Origin of the sequence: Dyadobacter sp. (assembly GCF_017744695.1) — a bacterium.
Classification (GTDB): Bacteria; Bacteroidota; Bacteroidia; order Cytophagales; family Spirosomataceae; genus Dyadobacter.
On the sequence record NZ_JAGIAS010000002.1, the window covers coordinates 109,050 to 127,154 of the forward strand.

16 protein-coding genes are annotated in these 18,105 nt (G+C 51.3%); 10 read left to right on the forward strand and 6 right to left on the reverse strand.

The genetic code is table 11. The annotated features are described in order from the left end of the window. Positions 1-5 precede the first annotated feature (5 nt). The 7 genes from J7619_RS08045 (at position 6) to J7619_RS08075 (ending at position 10,738) form a co-directional block, all read left to right on the forward strand. Positions 6-2,996 (forward strand): TonB-dependent receptor, encoded by a 2,991-nt coding sequence (locus J7619_RS08045; protein WP_291196743.1) that lies wholly within the window; start codon positions 6-8, stop codon positions 2,994-2,996. Positions 2,997-3,256: 260 nt separating this feature from the next. Beyond that, positions 3,257-4,741, forward strand: coding sequence for a RagB/SusD family nutrient uptake outer membrane protein (locus J7619_RS08050; protein WP_291196745.1), 1,485 nt, complete (start codon positions 3,257-3,259; stop codon positions 4,739-4,741). 293 nt (positions 4,742-5,034) lie between these two features. After that, positions 5,035-7,245 (forward strand): PQQ-binding-like beta-propeller repeat protein, encoded by a 2,211-nt coding sequence (locus J7619_RS08055; RefSeq protein WP_291196747.1) that lies wholly within the window; start codon positions 5,035-5,037, stop codon positions 7,243-7,245. Between the two features lie 102 nt (positions 7,246-7,347). Continuing rightward, the gene (locus J7619_RS08060) at positions 7,348-8,355 is read left to right on the forward strand and encodes a 2-dehydro-3-deoxygalactonokinase (protein WP_291196749.1); all 1,008 of its coding nucleotides are present in this window, start codon (positions 7,348-7,350) and stop codon (positions 8,353-8,355) included. After that, positions 8,352-8,987, forward strand: coding sequence for a bifunctional 4-hydroxy-2-oxoglutarate aldolase/2-dehydro-3-deoxy-phosphogluconate aldolase (locus tag J7619_RS08065; RefSeq protein ID WP_291196751.1), 636 nt, complete (start codon positions 8,352-8,354; stop codon positions 8,985-8,987). Before J7619_RS08060 ends, J7619_RS08065 begins: the two co-directional genes overlap by 4 nt. A 3-nt stretch (positions 8,988-8,990) precedes the next feature. After that, complete coding sequence (locus J7619_RS08070) at positions 8,991-10,286, forward strand: MFS transporter (RefSeq protein ID WP_291196753.1); 1,296 nt, start codon at positions 8,991-8,993, stop codon at positions 10,284-10,286. Then, the gene (locus tag J7619_RS08075; RefSeq protein ID WP_291196755.1) at positions 10,283-10,738 is read left to right on the forward strand and encodes a GNAT family N-acetyltransferase; all 456 of its coding nucleotides are present in this window, start codon (positions 10,283-10,285) and stop codon (positions 10,736-10,738) included. Before J7619_RS08070 ends, J7619_RS08075 begins: the two co-directional genes overlap by 4 nt. 18 nt (positions 10,739-10,756) lie before the next feature. Here J7619_RS08075 and J7619_RS08080 read toward each other — a convergent pair whose 3' ends face one another. From J7619_RS08080 to J7619_RS08090, 3 genes are all read right to left on the reverse strand, one after another. Further along, positions 10,757-11,047: a helix-turn-helix domain-containing protein gene (locus J7619_RS08080; protein WP_291196757.1), complete on the reverse strand. Its 291-nt coding sequence runs from the start codon at positions 11,045-11,047 to the stop codon at positions 10,757-10,759. After that, complete coding sequence (locus J7619_RS08085) at positions 11,044-11,310, reverse strand: type II toxin-antitoxin system RelE/ParE family toxin (RefSeq protein WP_310589805.1); 267 nt, start codon at positions 11,308-11,310, stop codon at positions 11,044-11,046. Before J7619_RS08085 ends, J7619_RS08080 begins: the two co-directional genes overlap by 4 nt. 293 nt (positions 11,311-11,603) lie before the next feature. Further along, positions 11,604-13,550, reverse strand: coding sequence for an LTA synthase family protein (locus J7619_RS08090; protein ID WP_291196759.1), 1,947 nt, complete (start codon positions 13,548-13,550; stop codon positions 11,604-11,606). Between the two features lie 245 nt (positions 13,551-13,795). Here J7619_RS08090 and J7619_RS08095 point away from each other — a divergent pair, with 245 nt between their 5' ends. Beyond that, complete coding sequence (locus tag J7619_RS08095; protein ID WP_291196761.1) at positions 13,796-14,251, forward strand: hypothetical protein; 456 nt, start codon at positions 13,796-13,798, stop codon at positions 14,249-14,251. A 49-nt stretch (positions 14,252-14,300) separates the two neighbouring features. Here the strand turns inward: J7619_RS08095 and J7619_RS08100 are convergent, their stop codons facing one another. Continuing rightward, positions 14,301-14,651 carry a helix-turn-helix domain-containing protein gene (locus tag J7619_RS08100; protein WP_291196763.1) on the reverse strand — a complete coding sequence of 117 codons (351 nt, stop codon included), beginning with the start codon at positions 14,649-14,651 and terminating at the stop codon, positions 14,301-14,303. Positions 14,652-14,740: 89 nt separating this feature from the next. Here J7619_RS08100 and J7619_RS08105 point away from each other — a divergent pair, with 89 nt between their 5' ends. After that, a complete protein-coding gene (locus J7619_RS08105) occupies positions 14,741-15,562 on the forward strand; it encodes an SDR family oxidoreductase (RefSeq protein ID WP_291196765.1) in 822 nt (273 codons plus the stop codon). A 38-nt stretch (positions 15,563-15,600) separates the two neighbouring features. On the opposite strand, the gene J7619_RS08110 is transcribed toward J7619_RS08105, so the two are convergent. Next, positions 15,601-15,951, reverse strand: a complete 351-nt coding sequence (locus tag J7619_RS08110) for a DoxX family protein (protein WP_291196767.1) — start codon at positions 15,949-15,951, stop codon at positions 15,601-15,603. Positions 15,952-16,061: 110 nt separating this feature from the next. Between J7619_RS08110 and J7619_RS08115 the strand changes: the two genes are divergently transcribed. Next, positions 16,062-16,286, forward strand: coding sequence for a PLD nuclease N-terminal domain-containing protein (locus tag J7619_RS08115; RefSeq protein ID WP_291196769.1), 225 nt, complete (start codon positions 16,062-16,064; stop codon positions 16,284-16,286). Between the two features lie 30 nt (positions 16,287-16,316). Here the strand turns inward: J7619_RS08115 and J7619_RS08120 are convergent, their stop codons facing one another. Further along, the gene (locus J7619_RS08120; protein WP_291196771.1) at positions 16,317-17,846 is read right to left on the reverse strand and encodes a sulfatase-like hydrolase/transferase; all 1,530 of its coding nucleotides are present in this window, start codon (positions 17,844-17,846) and stop codon (positions 16,317-16,319) included. Between the last annotated feature and the right edge of the window lie 259 nt (positions 17,847-18,105).

Sequence of the window (18,105 nt, forward strand, 5' to 3'; positions counted from 1 at the left end):
AATCCATGAAAAAACTACTGAGTTTATGCTTGGTTTTACTCGGCTTGGGGAGCGGAAGTTTGCTTGCCCAGAATGCCCGGGTGACCGGAAAAGTGACGGATCAGGATAATGCGGCGCTGCCTGGCGTGAGCATCCTGATTAGCGGTACCTCGCAGGGGACCGTGACCGACGGAGAGGGGAATTACACAATCCAGGCGCCGGGGAACGGCACTCTGGTATTTTCGTTTATCGGCTATGAAAGTCAGACGGTAGAGATTGGTAACCGCTCGGTAATCGATATTAAACTCGCGCAGGGATCGCGGAGCCTGGATGAGTTGGTAGTGGTGGGGTATGGTACGCAGAAGAAAACAGACGTCACCGGCGCATTGTCGGTGGTATCTACGCGGGAATTCTCACAGCAACCCATTACCCGCCTCGATCAGGTATTGCAGGGACGTGCGGCCGGCGTGCAGGTGACGCAATCCAACGGCGCACCGGGCGGGGATTCCAAAGTGAGGGTCCGCGGCGCGAATTCGGTATTGGGCAACAATGATCCGCTCTATGTGATCGACGGTTTTGTGGGAGCTAACTATAATTTGCTGAACCCCAATGATATCGAATCGCTGCAAGTACTGAAAGATGCGGCTTCAACTTCTATTTACGGTAGCCGGGGTGCCAACGGGGTAATTATTATTACGACCAAGAAGGGTAGTAAGGGCATTAGGGTGAGCTACGAAGGGCAGGGAAGCGTTTCGAATGTGATCAAGAAATTCGATATCCTGCCTGCGGGAGAGTTCGCCGAAATCGTGAATGCACGTGCCGCCGCTACGGGCTCCAATGCGCCATTTACACAAGCCCAGATCGATGATTTCAAGAAAAATGGCGGCACCGACTGGCAGGACCTTGTTTACCGCAAGGGAAGCGGCCAGCAGCACCAGGTCACGGTTTCGGGAGGTGGTGAAAAGACGTCATTTCTGATTTCGGGTAACTATGTGAACCAGAAAGGGATCGTGAATAACAGTGGTTTTAAACGCTATGTTTTGAGAACTAACCTGAACACGCAGATCAACAAAAACCTCGCATTGAGGCTCAACCTGTCGGGCGCGAAAACCGCCAACCATAACACGGACGGTGGCGGCGCATTGATAGAGGCGTTGCAATGGGCACCTACCACGCCGGCCTATGGCTCCGACGGCCAACCTACATTTGCGGATCCGACCGGTTCGGTTTCGAGGAGCCCGCTGGATAATTTGTACGATAAATCCAATGACATCGAGCGGATGAATATCAATGCGATCGGCGGATTGACCTACCAATTGCCCATCAATGGTCTCTCGCTCGACCTGCAATATGCGATCAACTACCTCGATGCGCAGAACAAGAATTTCAACGGCAAGCGCCTTTCGAACAATAACCCGAATGCAACCCGCTATTCGGCCGACCAGGTGACTTTGCAGAATACCAATGCGCTGAATTATAACCGCACATTCGGGAATCACTCGATTACCGCAGTAGCCGTATTGGAAACACAGCAGTTTACCGACAAAAACTTTACAGCAACGGCCAACGGCCTTCGTTTTCCGCAACTGGGCTACGATAACATCGGCGGTAATTCGGCCGCGACGGTTAGCTCCGGTTTCTCGAAATGGACGCTGCTTTCGTTGCTTGGCCGGGTGAATTATGCTTTCAAAGACAAGTATCTCGTGACAGCGGCCATTCGGCGCGATGGTTCGTCGAAATTCAGCAAGGATAACCGGAATAGTATTTTCCCGTCGGTAGCGCTGGGCTGGCGGCTTTCTGAGGAAGAGTTTATCAAGAACCTGAATGTTTTCTCGAACCTGAAATTGCGTGGTAGCTGGGGTAAAACCGGTAGTCAGGCTATTAACCCGTACGCGACATTGTCGCCCTACAACTCTACGCAGGTCGGTTTCAATAACACCGGTGTAACAGCGGGTGTGATCCAGGGTAACCAGGGCAACAAGAACCTGAAATGGGAGACGACCACGCAAACCGACGTGGGTATTGAAATGGAAATCCTGAACGGACGCCTGCATTTGGAGGCGGATTATTTCAACAAGAGCACGACGGACTTGCTGCTGAACGTGCAGCTGCCCAACTACGCGGGCGGTGGTACGCAGCCGCGCAACGTGGGCGAGATCAGAAACCGCGGATTCGAGTTTGCAATAGGCGGTACGGCTATCGAGAAAGGCAAATTCAGCTGGGAAACGAACCTTAATTTCTCGACGCTGAAAAATGAAGTGGTAAGCCTGGGCGGGTTGCCGCGCCTTGGAACGGGGACCGGTGCAGGAGGCGGTATGTCTATCACCAACGAGTTTATGCTCATGCCTGGTCAGCCGCTGGGTTCCTACTGGGGGCTCAAATACCTGGGTACTTTCAAGCCTAATGAAGCGGATATCGCCGCGAAGCAGGGCCGCGTTCCTGGCGACCCGCATTATGAGGACGTAAATGGTGACAATGCGATCACCACCGACGACTTCCAGATTGTCGGCCACGCGTTCCCGAAACTGACCAGCGGTTGGAATAACACCTTTACCTATGGCGGACTGACGCTGAATGTCTTTTTCCAGGGCGCATTTGGGGTGGATAAGCTGAACTATACACGGGCAGGAGCGATGTCGGGTTCGGGAGAAGCACGGCAGTTTCTGCTAACGGAGATCCGCGATTACTACCGCGAAGGCAATACCGATTCGGATATCCCTGCATTCACCAAAACCTACCAGCCCTTTACCCAGTCGAGCCGGTTTGTGGAGAATGGAAGTTTCGTAAGGCTGAAAAACGTGAGCCTGGCTTACAACGTGCCATCGTCGGTTTTCAAGGACAAGGCCAACATCCGCATTTTCGCAAGCGCTACCAACCTGTTCACGATTACCAAATACTCCGGGCCCGATCCGGAAACCAGCAACGTCGGTTCCAGTACCGATACAGCGATCGGTATCGACCGTGGTTCATACCCGAATGCGAAGGTGTATACGATTGGGTTGACGGTTGGGTTTTGAGGGCTGTAAGCTTATAGCTTTAAGCTTTAAGCTATAAGCAGGGTTTAGGTAAAACCGAAATCAACCTATGCGATTGCTAAGCAAATGCAGCTTAAAGCTTACAGCCTAAAGCCTTGGCCATAAACTGCGATTCTTTTTGTTTAGTTAAAATAAAATTCAATCTGTGCGATCAGGAGCATACGCAGCTTATAGCTTAAAGCTTACAGCTTATAGCATAAAGCTTACAGCCAATCCAATCGCACATCATAAAACTTTTACCGATGAAAAAACTAACCATACTTCTTTTAAGCGGCTTGCTTCTGACGGGAGCCGGTTGCAGTGATTACCTGGACGAGGATACGACGGGGCTTTTGTACGGACCTAATGTACTTTCGACGCAGGATGGCCTTGAATCGGCATTGACCGGCGCATATAAAGGCCTGGCCAACCAATGGACTTACGGCTTTTTGCACCCTTCGGCCAATGCGGCTGTGCTGGGTGCGGACGACGTGACTACGCACCCGGCGAGTAACAAAGCCGACTGGCGCGAGTTCGACCAGTTCAATGTTTCGACAACCAACCAGCGCTCGAATGCGGTTTACAATGGCTGCTACAAGGCCATTCAGGGAGCGAATAATGTGATCAACAATTACCAGAAAACAGTTGGTACCAAGGCGACGATCGACATTATCGTGGGTGAGGCGCATTTTATCCGTGCGTTCTCCTATTACTGGCTCACGCGTTTTTGGGGTAATATTCCCTTGATTATGGCCGGTGAGTATTCCGATGATTTGCTAACTGTCAAAAAATCGACGCCTCAGGAAATCTATGACTTGATCGTGGCGGATCTGAAAGTGGCGGAAACCAATCTGCCGAATGCGAAACGTGATCCGGGACGGCCCAACAAGGGTTCTGCCAAAGCATTCCTGGCCGATGTATACCTGACTATGGCGGGTTGGCCCTTGAAACAAACGGACAAATACGACCTGGCTGCGGTCAAAGCCAAAGAAGTGATCGACAATGCGGCGACCTACGGCTTCGAATTGCTGCCGACTTTCGCAGCGGTTTTCGAAAATGACCCTGCGTCGTCCGGCACGAAAGAGGCCGTGTTCCAGATCAGCGGTTACCTGGGCGGAAGCGGCACGGCGAATGCGACTTACGGCAATACCACGATGCCCGGTGAGGAAGGCGGCTGGGACGATATGTTTGCCGAGCTCAATTTCTTCCGTGATTTCCCGGCAGGGCCGCGTAAGGATGCCACTTTCCGCACGGAATTCGGGCTGGGCGCTACCAAAATACCCTGGCAAAACAGCTTGACCAAACACCCGTATTACCAGAAATGGTACATCAAAGGCAACATTGTCACATCGAGCATTTCCCTGCCTTCGGTGATGATGCGCTACCCGCACGTGCTGACGATCTACGCCGAAGCCAAAGCCCGCGGAACGGGTGGCCCCGATCAGGCGGCTTATGACGCGTTGAACAAGGTACGTTTGCGCGGACGTGCGGCCGGCACCAAAGCCCTGGCACCTGCTGACGGCCTGACGGCCGCGCAGTTTGCTGATGAAGTCGTGCAGGAGCGTGCGTGGGAGTTCGCCTGCGAGCGTACCCGCTGGTTCGACCTCGTGCGCCTGGAAAGGGTGGAGGAAGCCAATGCCAAGAAGAGCGCCGACGATTTGCAGCCGATCAAGCCGATCGTGAAGGCTAATTACTGGTTCCCGCTGCCTTATACGGATACGTCCATTAACCCGAATTTGAATCAGTAGGATTCGGGGCTGTTGTGATTGTTGTTACATCCCTACGGGATTTTTCGAAACTGGTTTGGGACCGGTTTTGGTACCAATGTTGCGTCGCGACGCGACCTGGCGTTTCGTAGTTTAGCGCTGCGGCACTCTTTGTGAAATTTCAAGTCGCGTTAGCGACGCGGCATTGGTAGCAAAAATGCAATTCGACCAACTAAACAATGCCGTTAGGCATGTAACAATAAGAACAACAACAGCATACTTATGCAGCTATACTTTCGGGCCGTTTTTAAAGTACAGATACCTTGATAAACACTATGACGATCCGTTTCCAGATCATATGTTTGATATTCATCGCGGCGACATTGTGCGCGCTCGTACCGGCTATCCGGGATCAGGACGACACCAAAGATGCGGACTGGCCGGTGTATGGCGGCAATAATGCCGGTAACCGCTATTCTTCACTAACCCAGATCAACAAAGACAATGTGAAGAACCTGCAACCCGCCTGGACCTACGACACTGGTGAAAACAAACCCGGCGAGCGGGGCATGGATATACAATGCCAGCCGATCGTGATCGATGGTGTAATGTATGGCACCACACCAAAGTTGAAGGTATTTGCCGTCGATGCTGCCACAGGTAAGGAGCTTTGGAAGTTCGATCCATTTGAAGGAAAACGGCCGCGGTTTCATCCGATGCGTGGGGTTGTGTATTGGTCGGAGGGGAACGACAAGCGTATTTTGTTCACAGCCGGGGCGTCATTGTTTGCGTTGAATGCGGAAAACGGCCAGTTGGTTGAAAGTTTTGGCAAAAACGGTGAGGTCGATTTTCACGATGGCCTGGGCGACGAGGCAACTTACGGGTACGACCCTTACCAGTTCAATATCCGCAATACCACGCCCGGGGTGATTTTCAAAAACCTTCTGATTACCGGTTCTTCGGTTTCGGAAGGCGGCGATGCATTGCCGGGTCACATTCGTGCTTTCGATGTGCGCACGGGCAAGGTCGCCTGGGTGTTCCGGACGATCCCGCTGCCGGGTGAGTATGGATATGAAAGCTGGTCGAAAGATTCGTACAAAAAACTCGGCGGGGCCAACTGCTGGGCTGGAATGGTGATCGACGAAAAGCGCGGGATGGTATTTCTCGGCACGGGATCTCCGTCGGTGGATTTTTATGGAGGGGCGAGAAAGGGCAGCAACCTGTTTGCGAACTGCGTGATCGCGCTCGATGCGGAGACGGGGAAACGGATATGGCATTTCCAGACGGTCCATCACGATCTGTGGGACAGGGACATTCCTTGCCCGCCCAACCTGATCAGGGTCAGGAGAAATGGTAAGATAGTCGATGCTGTGGCGCAAGCTACCAAGGATGGCTATATTTTCCTTTTCGACCGAGATACTGGTAAGCCGCTTTTTCCGGTGAAGGAGGTCGCTGTTCCGCAGGCAAAGTCGCTACCCGGGGATCAGCCCTGGCCGACGCAGCCGGTACCGGTTAAACCCGCCCCTTTCGCCTATCAGACATTGACCGAAGCAGACATCACCACACGTACGCCCGAGGCGCATGCATATGTGCTCGACCGCTTCCGTTCCAGTAACAAAGGTCCTAAAAACCAGCCTCCCGACCTCACCGGCGGATTGCTTTACGGCATCGGCGGCGGCGCGGAGTGGGGTGGTACCGCAGCCGATCCGGAAGGAATTGTGTATGTCAATGGTAATAATATGCTCTGGTGGCTCAAAATGAGGGACGCGAGGGAGGTGCAGGGTGGTGAGAAAAGTCAGGTATTGTCACGGGGTCAGGTGTTGTTTAATACCAATTGTGCGGCATGCCATGCTACCGATTCCCAAACTTCTACTGCTTCTGCCGCCACCCAGGCTTACCCGGTTTTAAAAGACATTGGCCAGCGTATGACCCGTGAGCAGATCGGTCCATTGCTTGAAACCGGAAGAGGGAGAATGCCGTCGTTCCAGCACATTTCGAAGGAAGACCGCGCGGCTATTGTGGATTTCCTGCTGAAAACCGAAACCAAACCCGCCGGGAACGACATTCACGTGCAAACGGCGACGATCGCAACGAAGCGCGATGCCAGCTTCCCGTACCAGCCTCCGTATGTCAACAATGGTAATGTACAGTTCCGGGATCCGGATAACTACCCGGCTGTCAAGCCTCCCTGGGGCATGCTGAACGCCATTGACATGAATACGGGAGAATACCTCTGGAAAGTGCCGCTCGGCGAATACCCCGAGTTGGCGAAACAGGGCATTCCGCCAACCGGCACCGAAAACCATGGTGGTCCGTTGGTAACCGCCGGTGGGCTGCTCTTCATTGCAGCTACCTACGACGAGAAGCTCAGGGCGTTCGATACCCAAACCGGCAAGGTCGTTTGGGAATACCCGCTCCCTGCGGGTGGTTTTGCTTCTCCCGTTACCTATATGGTCGATGGAAAGCAATATATTGCGATCGCCGCCGGAGGTACGAGATACGGTCTGAAACCCGGCGGCAATTATATCGCTTTCGCATTGCCCTAATAATCTTTTTCTGTCCCGTCGACTAAAGTCGACGGCTGGAAATTTCAATCTTGTTCCCGTCGATTTTATTCGACGGTTAGAAATATGAACAAAAAAGATACTATGAATAAACACCTGCTAAGTTGTGACTGGGGAACGTCCTCATTTCGGTTGAGGCTGGTCAATGTAAAGGATCATGATGTGGTGGGGGAGGTGACGTCAGCCGACGGGATCGGGGCGGTGTACAACGGCTGGCAGGAAGCGAAAGAGCTGGATCACATACCGCGAGGATGGTATTACCGGACGATTATTTCGACGCAGATCAAGGCGTTGACTAAACAAACCGGCGTCGACATGACCGACGTGCCGATCGTAGTTTCGGGAATGGCCTCGTCGTCGATCGGGATCGAGGAATTACCTTATGCCCGGCTTCCGTTTGCGTTGGACGGGGCGCATCTGGGCATGAAGCAATATGAAGGTTACCCGGGTTTTCCGCATGAAGTTACATTGATTTCGGGTGTGAGAAGCGACCACGATGTGATGCGCGGAGAAGAGACGCAGCTGATCGGCCTGGGCGCGGCGATGGACCTTTCGGGCCGGGACGCGATATTCATTTTCCCCGGTACGCACTCCAAGCATATGTTCGTACGCGACGGCCGGTTGATTGATTTCAAGACTTTTATGACGGGTGAGCTTTTCAATCTGATGGCGAACCAGAGCATTCTGAAAGACTCCATTGATCATTACCGCCAGCCCGATTTCGATGCCGAAGCCGCCGAAGCATTCCGTTCAGGCATACGCGAATCGGGGTCGGGGAATATTTTAAACGCATTATTTACAGTAAGAACCAACCAGCTTTTTGATTTATTAAATAAGCGGGAAAACGGAATGTTCCTGAGCGGGCTGCTGATTGGCTATGAAATCCGCGATCTGACGAAGGAAACGAATGCACACCTGGTGCTCTGCGGCGGAAATAACCTGTACCAGTTGTACAAAACCGCGATCGAGGCGCTGGGATTGGCCGGCAGGGCAACGATCATTCCTTCGGAGATTGTGGACCGCGCGGCTACCACCGGACATATCCGGATTTTTGAGAACCAACATTTAACATTGAATAAAACAAATTTATGAGTGAGCGTACATTTTCGTGGGAGTTGTTCAACAAAGCACCGCTGGTCGGTATTATCCGGAATGTTTCGCCGGAAGACGTCAAACGTATCCTTCCTATTTACCGCGAGGCGGGCCTGACTACCGTCGAAATTACCATGAACACGCCCGGGGCGACGGATATTATCCGCTATGCGCTTGAAAACGAGCATTATGGTCTGAATATCGGTGCGGGTACTGTTTGTACCAAAGACGATCTGGATGCCGCGCTGGATGCGGGTGCACAGTTTATCGTGACGCCGGTTTTGAGTAAAAAGGTAGTCAAATCCTGTGTGAAAAAAGGCGTTCCGGTATTTCCCGGGGCCTATACACCCACTGAAATCTTCCAGGCATGGTCATGGGGCGCGTCGATGGTGAAAATCTATCCAGCTACGGCATTGGGCCCGGGTTATATTAAAGATGTTAAAGCACCTATGAACCAGCTGAAACTTCTGCCTACCGGCGGCGTGAGCCTGGAAAACATGGAAGCGTTCCTGAAAGCCGGGGCTAGCGGGCTGGGAATCGGCGGACAGCTGTTTGACAAAAAACTGATCCAGGATAAAAACTGGGACGGGCTGAAAGCACATTTCCTTCAATTCGCACAAAAACTCGCTTAGCAAATGGGTAAAATCAGGAATTACCGCTGGATCATCGTGGTCCTGCTCTTTCTCGCCACGACCATTAATTACCTCGACAGGCAGATCATCGGTCTCCTGAAACCCATTCTGGAAAAGGAATTCGTCTGGACAGAAACCGACTTTGCGCGGATTGTCATGGCATTCACCGCTGCGTATGCCCTTGGTTTGCTGGTTTTCGGCTGGCTGATCGACAAGATCGGTACCAGGGCCGGGTACTCGTTTACGATTATTTTCTGGAGTGTTGCGGGTATGCTGCATGCGGTCGCGCGCAGCGCATTCGGGTTCGGGGTGGCGCGTGTAGGCCTGGGCCTGGGAGAGGCTGGTAATTATCCTGCGGCAGTCAAAACGGTAGCCGAGTGGTTCCCGAAGAAAGAACGGGCATTGGCAACGGGCCTTTTCAATGCCGGTACCAGTGTAGGCGTGGTGGTCGCCTTGCTCCTCGTACCCTGGATTCTGAGCCATTACGGCTGGCAGGAGGTATTCTGGATCACGGGGGCGCTCGGTTTTGTCTGGCTGATTTTCTGGTTGGTTTTTTATGATATTCCGGGCAAACAGAAACGATTGAGTTCAGAAGAGCTGCATTACATTCTCAGTGGGCAGGACCAGGACGAAAACGAAGCCGAAAAGCAACCTGTTAAGTGGATCAAACTTTTCACTTTCCCTCAGACCTGGGCCTACATTACCGGCAAAGGGCTCATCGACCCGATTTACTGGTTTTTCCTGTTCTGGCTGCCTTCCTATTTTGCTTCGACATTCAATCTGGACCTTAAAAAACCGAGTTTTGAACTAATGCTGATTTACACGGCAACGACCGTCGGGAGCATTGGTGGCGGCTATCTGTCGTCCTGGCTTATCAAACGGGGCTGGCCGACGCTCAAAGCTCGCAAGACTGTTTTGCTGGGGCTGGCATTTTGCGAACTATCCGTGATACTGATCCAGTTTTCCAGCGGTGTATGGATGGCCGTCGGTCTGATCAGTCTGGCTGTGGCATTGCACCAGGCGTGGGCGACCAACGTATTTACGCTGCCGTCCGACCTTTTTCCCAAACAGGCGGTTAGCTCGGTAGTGGGCATCGGTGGAATGGCCGGAGCCGTGGGCGGTATTCTTTTCCCAATCCTGATCGGCAGCCTGCTCGACAGCTACAAAGCGGCCGGCAACATTCAGGCGGGCTACAACATCATTTTTACAATCTGCGGTTTTACTTATCTTGTGGCGTGGCTGATTATCCATTGGCTCACCAAAACGCCCAAAGTGGTAGAACTCGAAGAATTACAATGATCATTTTAAGGAGAACCGACTCCGACGATCCGGATTTCAAAGCATTGGTACAACTGCTCGACCGCGATCTCGCCGAACGTGACGGTGCCGATCACGGTTTTTATGCCCAGTTCAATAAAATAGACAAGATCCGCCAAGCCGTGGTCTGTTACGAAAACGGCTTGCCCGTCGGCTGCGGTGCGATCAAGGCATTCGACGACCAGGCGATGGAGGTCAAACGCATGTACGTCGCTCCCAACGGCCGCAAGAAAGGCATCGCGACCCGCGTGCTCTCGGAGCTGGAAACCTGGGCACACGAACTGGGTTATGCCCAATGCGTGCTTGAAACCGGCAAACGCCAGCCCGAAGCCATCGCACTCTACGAAAAGAACGGCTACGCCCGGACCGAGAATTACGGGCAGTATGCAGGCGTCGAGAATAGTGTTTGCTTTGCGAAGATGTTGGGAGGTTAATGTGTAACCTATCACGAATTATGCCAGCTCTATTTGGAGCTTGACATTTGCCTGCAAGGCGCCAAACACACGAAGAAGGGTGTCGAGGGTCACATTTCCGGCGTTGTTTTCAAGTTTTGAAATCTGTGATTTTTGAACGCCTATTAACTCGCCAAGCGCTTCTTGTGTGATTTTTCTTTTCTTGCGCATTTCTTTGATTGCCACCCCGACTAATTCCATTTGAAGGTCGTACTCGTAGCGGTCACGCTCCGGTGTACCAATTTTACCGATGATCTCATCTTCAAGCTCTTCAAGCGTGTACGTCTTCATAAATTCAATTTCTTATCTGAAAAGTATCTATTTCGATGAATCTGCGCCTTTCTTATTTCAGAATCGGGTACCTTACTTTGTTTCTTAAGAAAGCCATGCGTTGCAATGACCAGTGTGTTCAAATCGTCAGTTTTATCCCAAAAAGCTAGCATACGGTATTGGATGCCTTGATAGTGCGTGCGGAATTCCCAAATATCTGCATTCAGCTTCTTAAACAGAGCCGGATCTTTATGAAACCGCGACTTTTTGATGTTTGCGATAATTTTCGCAGCCGTTTTTTATCCAGTGATTTAAGAAAGCGGGCTGCCTGATCAAGAAAGACTATGTTAAAAAAACTGTCGATCATTTCGATGAGTAAAGATACTGAAAGTTGTGTTAAAAGGAAACTTTCTGGATGGCGCAAGGAAGATACATGCGCGTATCTTAACTCATTGAAATTGACGAGCAAGAAGTACCGATTGGTTACCAAGCGGTCAAATGCCTTTATGGCTGTGATTTCAATAGGTGGGTATACGACTGCCAAAGTAAAGCGCCTATCTACCTTCGACGTTCCAAACTATTTTTTCATCAAACCATTTCTGAACTGAAAACTCGCACTTTGGTACCACGCAATGGCTTCGTCGAGCAAATGCGTGTTCTGTGAGGCGGGCGTGGTGGAGCCGTCGGCAAAGTTAGGAGTGAACGTCGCCGCAATGCGCTGCGGCTTCAATACGATGAGCGAATCGTGCTTGATGTATCCGAGGCTTTGATAGGTACTCACAAATGCACGTTCGCGGCCGGGTTCGAGTTTGAAAATATCATATCCGAAGAACTTGCTGCGATAGGAGAAATTAAGCAGGCCCAACACGGTCGGCCCGATATCGATCTGACTCATAAGCCGGGGCATCATACCCGGTTCGACAAATCCCGGAGCGTACATCATCAATGGGATCTTGTATTTGTTGACGGGCAGGTCGGTTTTGCCGGCGCTGGATGCGCAATGGTCGGCCACAATGATAAACAACGTGTTTTTGAACCATGGCTGGCTTTGAGCATTGTGGATGAACTGGCCGATCGCGAAGTCGGTGTATTTTACGGCACCTTCGCGGCTGGTATGCGAGGGGATGTCTATTCTTCCTTCGGGATACGTATAAGGGCGGTGGTTGGAAGTGGTCATGATGTGGGCGAATACAGGCTTGCCGGTCTTCGCCGCAGAGCCGATTTCGCGGGTAGCCAGCTCAAAAAGGTTCTCGTCCGCGACACCCCAGATGTTTTCATAGTCGATCTCCTTTTTGGAGAGTGCAGTCCTGTCGACTACGCGATAGCTATTGTGGCCAAAGAAATAGCCCATATTATCGAAGTATCCATAGCCGCCATAGATGAAGCGGGTCTGATAACCTTTACTTTGCAGGACGCTGCCCATCGAAAACAGGCCTTCATTGTGCGGCCGGCGCACGATCGATTGGCCGGGCGTAGGTGGTGTGCATAGCGATAATGCTTCCAGCCCGCGGACCGTGCGTGTGCCCGTCGCGTAAAGGTTGGTAAATAGCAGGCTCTGGCGGGCCAGGGAATCGAGCGAGGGCGTGATGCCTTGCGTATTCCCGAAACTTCCCAGGAAGTCGGCACTGAGGCTTTCGACGCTGATCAGGATGATGTTTTTGTGCAGCTCGGCGCCAGTATTCACGATATCCCTTTCAATGGAGAATTGTTTATGGTCGGTAAAACGGCTTTCCGGTGTTTTTACCAGCGAGCGTATGGTGGACGATGCCTGTTGCTCATCCAGTTTGATATAGAACTGGTTGTAATCCAGCTCGTTGTTGAGGTAAGCCGCGAAGAGCTCGTACATTCCATTGCCGGCCAGCTCGTTGACGAAAACATTGCGGCTAAACTGTCTGACCTTGTTATCGATCGTCATGAAGGCCGTCGTAACGATCAGCAAATATACGCCCAGCACCAGCGATCGCTTTCCGAACCGCATTTGACCGAAAGCGAACCGGTTCGAAAGACGGGACACCAGTACCGTCAACAAAATCGCCAGCACGAGCAGGATGCCTATGATCGTTTCTACCGGATAAGACTGGCGGATATTGCCCACCACTTCCTGCGTATACACCAGGTAATCGACGGCGATGAAATTGAACCGGGAGCCGAATTCATCCCAGAATACCCATTCGGATACCGCATTGAGCAAAAGCAGGAAAACCAGGATGAACAGCAAAATACCGGCGGCTATTTTAAACCCGGGTTTACCGGCGTATTTCGAGGGAGTTACCCAGCCGAGCAGCATGACCGGGATGAGGAAATACAGGGAATTGAGGACATCATAAAATAAGCCGATGCCAAAAATGCCGAGCATGTTGATGAGGCTGTAATCTACGCCGCTGCCGGCTTTCAGCATCAGCGTAATGCGGGTCAGCATCGATATCCCGACCAGCAGCACCGCAATAACTAGAGGGCGAGATAAAAACTCTGATTTTGAGCGCAGTGAGCTCGGTGTTCCAACTCCTTGAGTGGCAATGTCCATTTAGTTAGGTTTTGTTAGGTCGTGTCAGTTGGGCTAATGTACCGTGTCGGGCGCCTAACGTACCACCGAATTCTGAATTCTTTTTGAATTTTTGATTGTAAGGCGGCAAATGCATTTGAATGTTGAGGGATTGCCTGACCAGGCTGCGCTTTGTCGATAAACGACTGTTGTTGGTCGACGGTGTGGAACAAATGTGAGCAGCTGCGGATTATGCCGTCAGTTTAGTATTCGTTAGCCACATTCAAATGTCAGATTTAAAAATAGCAAAGACAGATTGGGAGCCTGCGAGCGGGCTCATCATTACGCATATCAGCGGCGATTTGGAGAAAGACGATGTGATCCGGTGGGAGCAATCGCTCCACGAAGCGCTCGACCGGATCGAAGACGGGGGGACGTTCAGGATATTCGTGAACCTGCATGGCTTTACCGCCCTGAACCTGGACGCCCACAAGCATTTTCGCACCATTGTGCCCCTCACATTGGCGGATTACGGGTGGAAAGTGGGATACGTCGCCATGTTTGAAGAGGATGCCGATAAGCTCGTACTCTCCAATAAGCGTAATATTCGGTGCGTGGCCGCGGCACATTGCCACCAGGATGAGACGAAAATCGAGAAGTATGAATCGCTTTACAGCAGCCAGAACGAGCGGTTTTTTACGGACCCTCAAAAGGCGGAAGCCTGGATACGCAGCATTGCCTGATTTTAACCGGCCCATCGCCAAACGGTGGGCCGCACTTTTTTGTCGGGTTTCAGGCCTCTTCCTGAATGTATTTTTTATGTTCCTTACCCCATTCGATCATCGCCAGAATGATGTTTGCGAAGGTTTTGCAGTAGGGCGTCGACTCGTATTCTACGAGCACCGGAGAGTCGGGATAGACCGTGCGCTTGATCAGCTTGTTCATTTCCATCTCTTTCAGTTCCCTGGAAAGCATGCGTGTGGTGATGCCGGGGATACTCCTTTCGATTTCCCTGAACCGCTTGTTTCCGTTGCATATCGAGTTGATAATGGGCAACTTCCATTTGCCTCCGATCACGTAAATCGTGTCTTGCAAGGCCTTTACTTCTTCCGTCTGATTCCTGACTAACGCTGTATTTGCCATAACCGTAGTTGGTATACTCTGTGATACTGATTACAAAGTTATACCAATAGCCGGTAATTTTGTCTCATTCAAATCAAATCTTAATTAAAATGAACGAGCAAAAGACCATTTTCATAACAGGTACCAGCAGCGGGCTGGGTAAATTAACTGCTAAATATTTCGCTGAAAACGGCTGGAACGTGGCCGCGACCATGCGTACGCCGGAAAAGGAAACAGAGCTGACCGCGTACGAAAATATCCGGGTGTTCAGGCTGGACGTGACCAATCCCGACCAGGTGAAGACGGCCACCGAGCAGGCGATCCGGGCATTCGGGAAGATCGATGTCGTGCTCAACAATGCGGGCATGGGTACGTATGGCGCGCTCGAACTGGCGAAAGAGGAGGACATCGACTGGCAGTTTGCGGTGAACACACGCGGCCCCATTAATGTGATCCGCGCGTTCCTGCCGCATTTCCGGGCCAACGGAGGAGGGATGTTCATTAATGTCAGCTCGTTTATGGGCGTTACCACGGCGGTCCCGCTGGGCTCGCTTTACAATATGTCGAAATTCGCTTTGGAAGGATTGATCGAAGGGTTGTACTACGAATTAAAGCCGCTGAATATCGAATTACGTCTGATCGAACAGGGCGGGTCGAAAGGAAATAACTTCCAGGAAAGTATCGTCTGGAACACGCATCCGGAAATAACAGCCTATGATGGGTTAACCGAAAAGCTCCGGTCGATTATGGCGGGCGCCGACGACAGCCAACTCGACGATCCGATGGAGATTGTCAATGTAATTCACAGTCTCGCGACGCGGGAAACCAATCAATTCCGGAATGTGATCGGTTCAACAGGCAATCAATTAATGCAACTGCGTCATTCGCTGCCGATAGAAGAATACATGGACACAATGCGGAGCTATTTTTAAGTTTGTTTAAAACGGTGGCGTAAGATCCCGCCGCCGTTTTAACGGTTTGCCAATGGATATTGCAGGTAAATGATGATCAGGTTAAGAAATAGAAACGGAAGCTCAATGGCCACGCCTTTCAGATCTTTTTCCAGTAAATGAAAGCAAATGATCATTAAGATGGTGGCGGCCATCAGAAAATTACCCCAAACAAATGTTTTTGGAAATAAAATCAACAATGCGCTGGCTATTGTGACGATTCCGTTGATCATCACGCCGGTTTTGGTAAAGCCCCATTTGCCGAACATTTCAAGCATTTCGGGCTTTCCGCTGGTCATTGCCCATCCTTGTTTGAGGCCCATGAATACCGCGATCAATATCAGAATTCCATTGATTATTTTAAGGATCATTGCAGTGATTAGTTTGGAGGTTAACAAGGTTAATTTAGGTCAATTTTTGGTTTTAATTTGTTGGTAACCGAAGTTATATTATTTTGGTAAAGAATATAACTACCTGGGATATGAACATACTAACCTTTCTCGGCCTTGGGCAAATCGAATTGATGCTGATCTCCGCTATGCTGCTTCCGATGCTGCTGACGCTTTGGGCATTGATCGACGCTATCCGCAGCGAATTTGTAAAAGATGTGAATAAGATAGTCTGGATTCTGGTAATTCTTTGCGTACCCCTTGCCGGCGGGATTTTGTATTTTATTTTTGCCCGCAAACAGAAACTAACGGCATAAATAAAGCCGGATTATTGATAACCCTGGTTCTTACAACGGCCGGGTATAACCTTGTGCCTTTTGCTTTTCTAAAAGCGCTTTGAGCTCCTTTGCAATTTCAGGTTGCTTTTCAAACAGATTCGTTGTTTCCGACGGATCGTTTTCAATATTGTAGAGCTGTCCCTCCGGGTCTGAAGCCTCGCCTTTCGATGACCACCCGCCGCTTCCTTTACCATCTATGAATTTCCATTGGCCGCGGCGGATGGCAAACATGCCGTCGATCGAATGATGAATGACGCTTGGCCTCACAGGCGCACGATCGCCCGCACTACGCAACAGGTGGGCGAAGCTGAAACTGTCCTGTCCGGCATTCCGGCCGAGCTTTTGGCCGGTAATGGACGCCAGCGTGGCCATTAAGTCTGTAAGGCAAATGGTCTGAGCGCTTTTTCCACCTTTTTTCACGACAGCAGGCCAGCGCAGAATGAACGGAACGCGATGGCCACCTTCCCAGATGTCCGATTTTTCGCCCCGGTAAATGTAATTGGCGCGGTGGGCCGGGTAGGTTTCCTGATCACCGGGTTTCCAATCGGCACCGTTGTCGGAAGTGAAAATAACCAGCGTATTGTTTGCAATACCCAGGCTGTCGAGCAAATGCATCACCGTGCCTACGACGGCATCGGTGTGGTGTACGAAATCGCCGTAAATTCCTGCTTTGGAGCTGCCCTGATGCGCTTCCGACGGCAGCCACGGCGTATGTGGGCTCGATAACGGCAAGTACAAAAAGAATGGCCTGGACTGGTTTCGGGCTGATTCGGAAATGAACTTTTTAGCCTCCTGGCCGAAAATGTCAAGTGTTTGCCGGACGTCGAAGCTTTGAGAGCCCTTACCGTCGCGCCAGAAAACACCGCGGGGAGTTTTGTTGCCGGCAATGTCGGTCATGCGCGGATCGAGCGGTTTGCCATTTTGGAGGTAAACATAGGGGGCGATATCCAGTGAGGCCGGGATGATGAAGCTGTGGTCGAAACCGAGGTCATTGGGACCGGCGGTGACGCCTTTTTCGAGGGCCAGGTTCTCGTTCCTCGTCCAGTCGGCATCATACTCTGCGTGATCAATAGTTTTAGAGGCATCGGTTTTTACCCAATCGAGGCCCAGGTGCCATTTTCCCACAACACCTGTCCGGTACCCGGCCTTTTTCATCAGATCGGCTACGGTGAAGCGGTCGTTTTCAATGAGCATGGGGGAGTATCCGCCCAGAACCCCTTTTTTTAGCCTTGAACGGAATGCATACCTGCCCGTGAGTATCCCGTAACGCGTAGGCGTACACACGGCCGAGCCCGAATGTGCATCCGTGAAAACAAGCCCGTTGGAGGCGAGTTTATCCAGATTCGGGGTACTGATCTGAGAGTTGGAATTAAGGCAGGATAAGTCGCCTGAACCGAGATCGTCGGCAAGTATATAGATCACGTTCGGCTGACGTGCCGTGCCTTCGGCGAGGCTCTTTTTACGGAATACCAGCAACGCCGACGTCGCCAGCAACAGCATCAGGACCGTATAACTCAGATTAGGGTAACTTCGGAACATAACGAAATGGGGTGTCACCGTTCGGAACGGGGCGGGTTAAGGAGTATTCTACTAACTTACTAGACAAATAAAGGGAAAGGCCGAGAGATTTGCAAAAAGTGCAGGGCAAAAAAATGGCGGCCATTTACAGGCCGCCTGCAACCCACAACAAAGAGTGGCACAGCATTAATCTGCGCTTACATAATTGTAGTCCTTGACTAATCTTGGGCTTTTACAAGCCTGTATTTGTGGTCAGCTATCACATTAACTCATGGAAAAC

Bases quoted from the DNA above. Each gene is read 5' to 3' on its own strand.
- J7619_RS08045 (WP_291196743.1), top strand. From the start codon at position 6: ATGAAAAAACTACTGAGTTTATGCTTGGTTTTACTCGGCTTGGGGAGC.
- J7619_RS08050 (WP_291196745.1), top strand. From the start codon at position 3,257: ATGAAAAAACTAACCATACTTCTTTTAAGCGGCTTGCTTCTGACGGGA.
- J7619_RS08055 (WP_291196747.1), top strand. From the start codon at position 5,035: ATGACGATCCGTTTCCAGATCATATGTTTGATATTCATCGCGGCGACA.
- J7619_RS08060 (WP_291196749.1), top strand. From the start codon at position 7,348: ATGAATAAACACCTGCTAAGTTGTGACTGGGGAACGTCCTCATTTCGG.
- J7619_RS08065 (WP_291196751.1), top strand. From the start codon at position 8,352: ATGAGTGAGCGTACATTTTCGTGGGAGTTGTTCAACAAAGCACCGCTG.
- J7619_RS08070 (WP_291196753.1), top strand. From the start codon at position 8,991: ATGGGTAAAATCAGGAATTACCGCTGGATCATCGTGGTCCTGCTCTTT.
- J7619_RS08075 (WP_291196755.1), top strand. From the start codon at position 10,283: ATGATCATTTTAAGGAGAACCGACTCCGACGATCCGGATTTCAAAGCA.
- J7619_RS08080 (WP_291196757.1), bottom strand. From the start codon at position 11,047: ATGAAGACGTACACGCTTGAAGAGCTTGAAGATGAGATCATCGGTAAA.
- J7619_RS08090 (WP_291196759.1), bottom strand. From the start codon at position 13,550: ATGGACATTGCCACTCAAGGAGTTGGAACACCGAGCTCACTGCGCTCA.
- J7619_RS08095 (WP_291196761.1), top strand. From the start codon at position 13,796: ATGTCAGATTTAAAAATAGCAAAGACAGATTGGGAGCCTGCGAGCGGG.
- J7619_RS08100 (WP_291196763.1), bottom strand. From the start codon at position 14,651: ATGGCAAATACAGCGTTAGTCAGGAATCAGACGGAAGAAGTAAAGGCC.
- J7619_RS08105 (WP_291196765.1), top strand. From the start codon at position 14,741: ATGAACGAGCAAAAGACCATTTTCATAACAGGTACCAGCAGCGGGCTG.
- J7619_RS08110 (WP_291196767.1), bottom strand. From the start codon at position 15,951: ATGATCCTTAAAATAATCAATGGAATTCTGATATTGATCGCGGTATTC.
- J7619_RS08115 (WP_291196769.1), top strand. From the start codon at position 16,062: ATGAACATACTAACCTTTCTCGGCCTTGGGCAAATCGAATTGATGCTG.
- J7619_RS08120 (WP_291196771.1), bottom strand. From the start codon at position 17,846: ATGTTCCGAAGTTACCCTAATCTGAGTTATACGGTCCTGATGCTGTTG.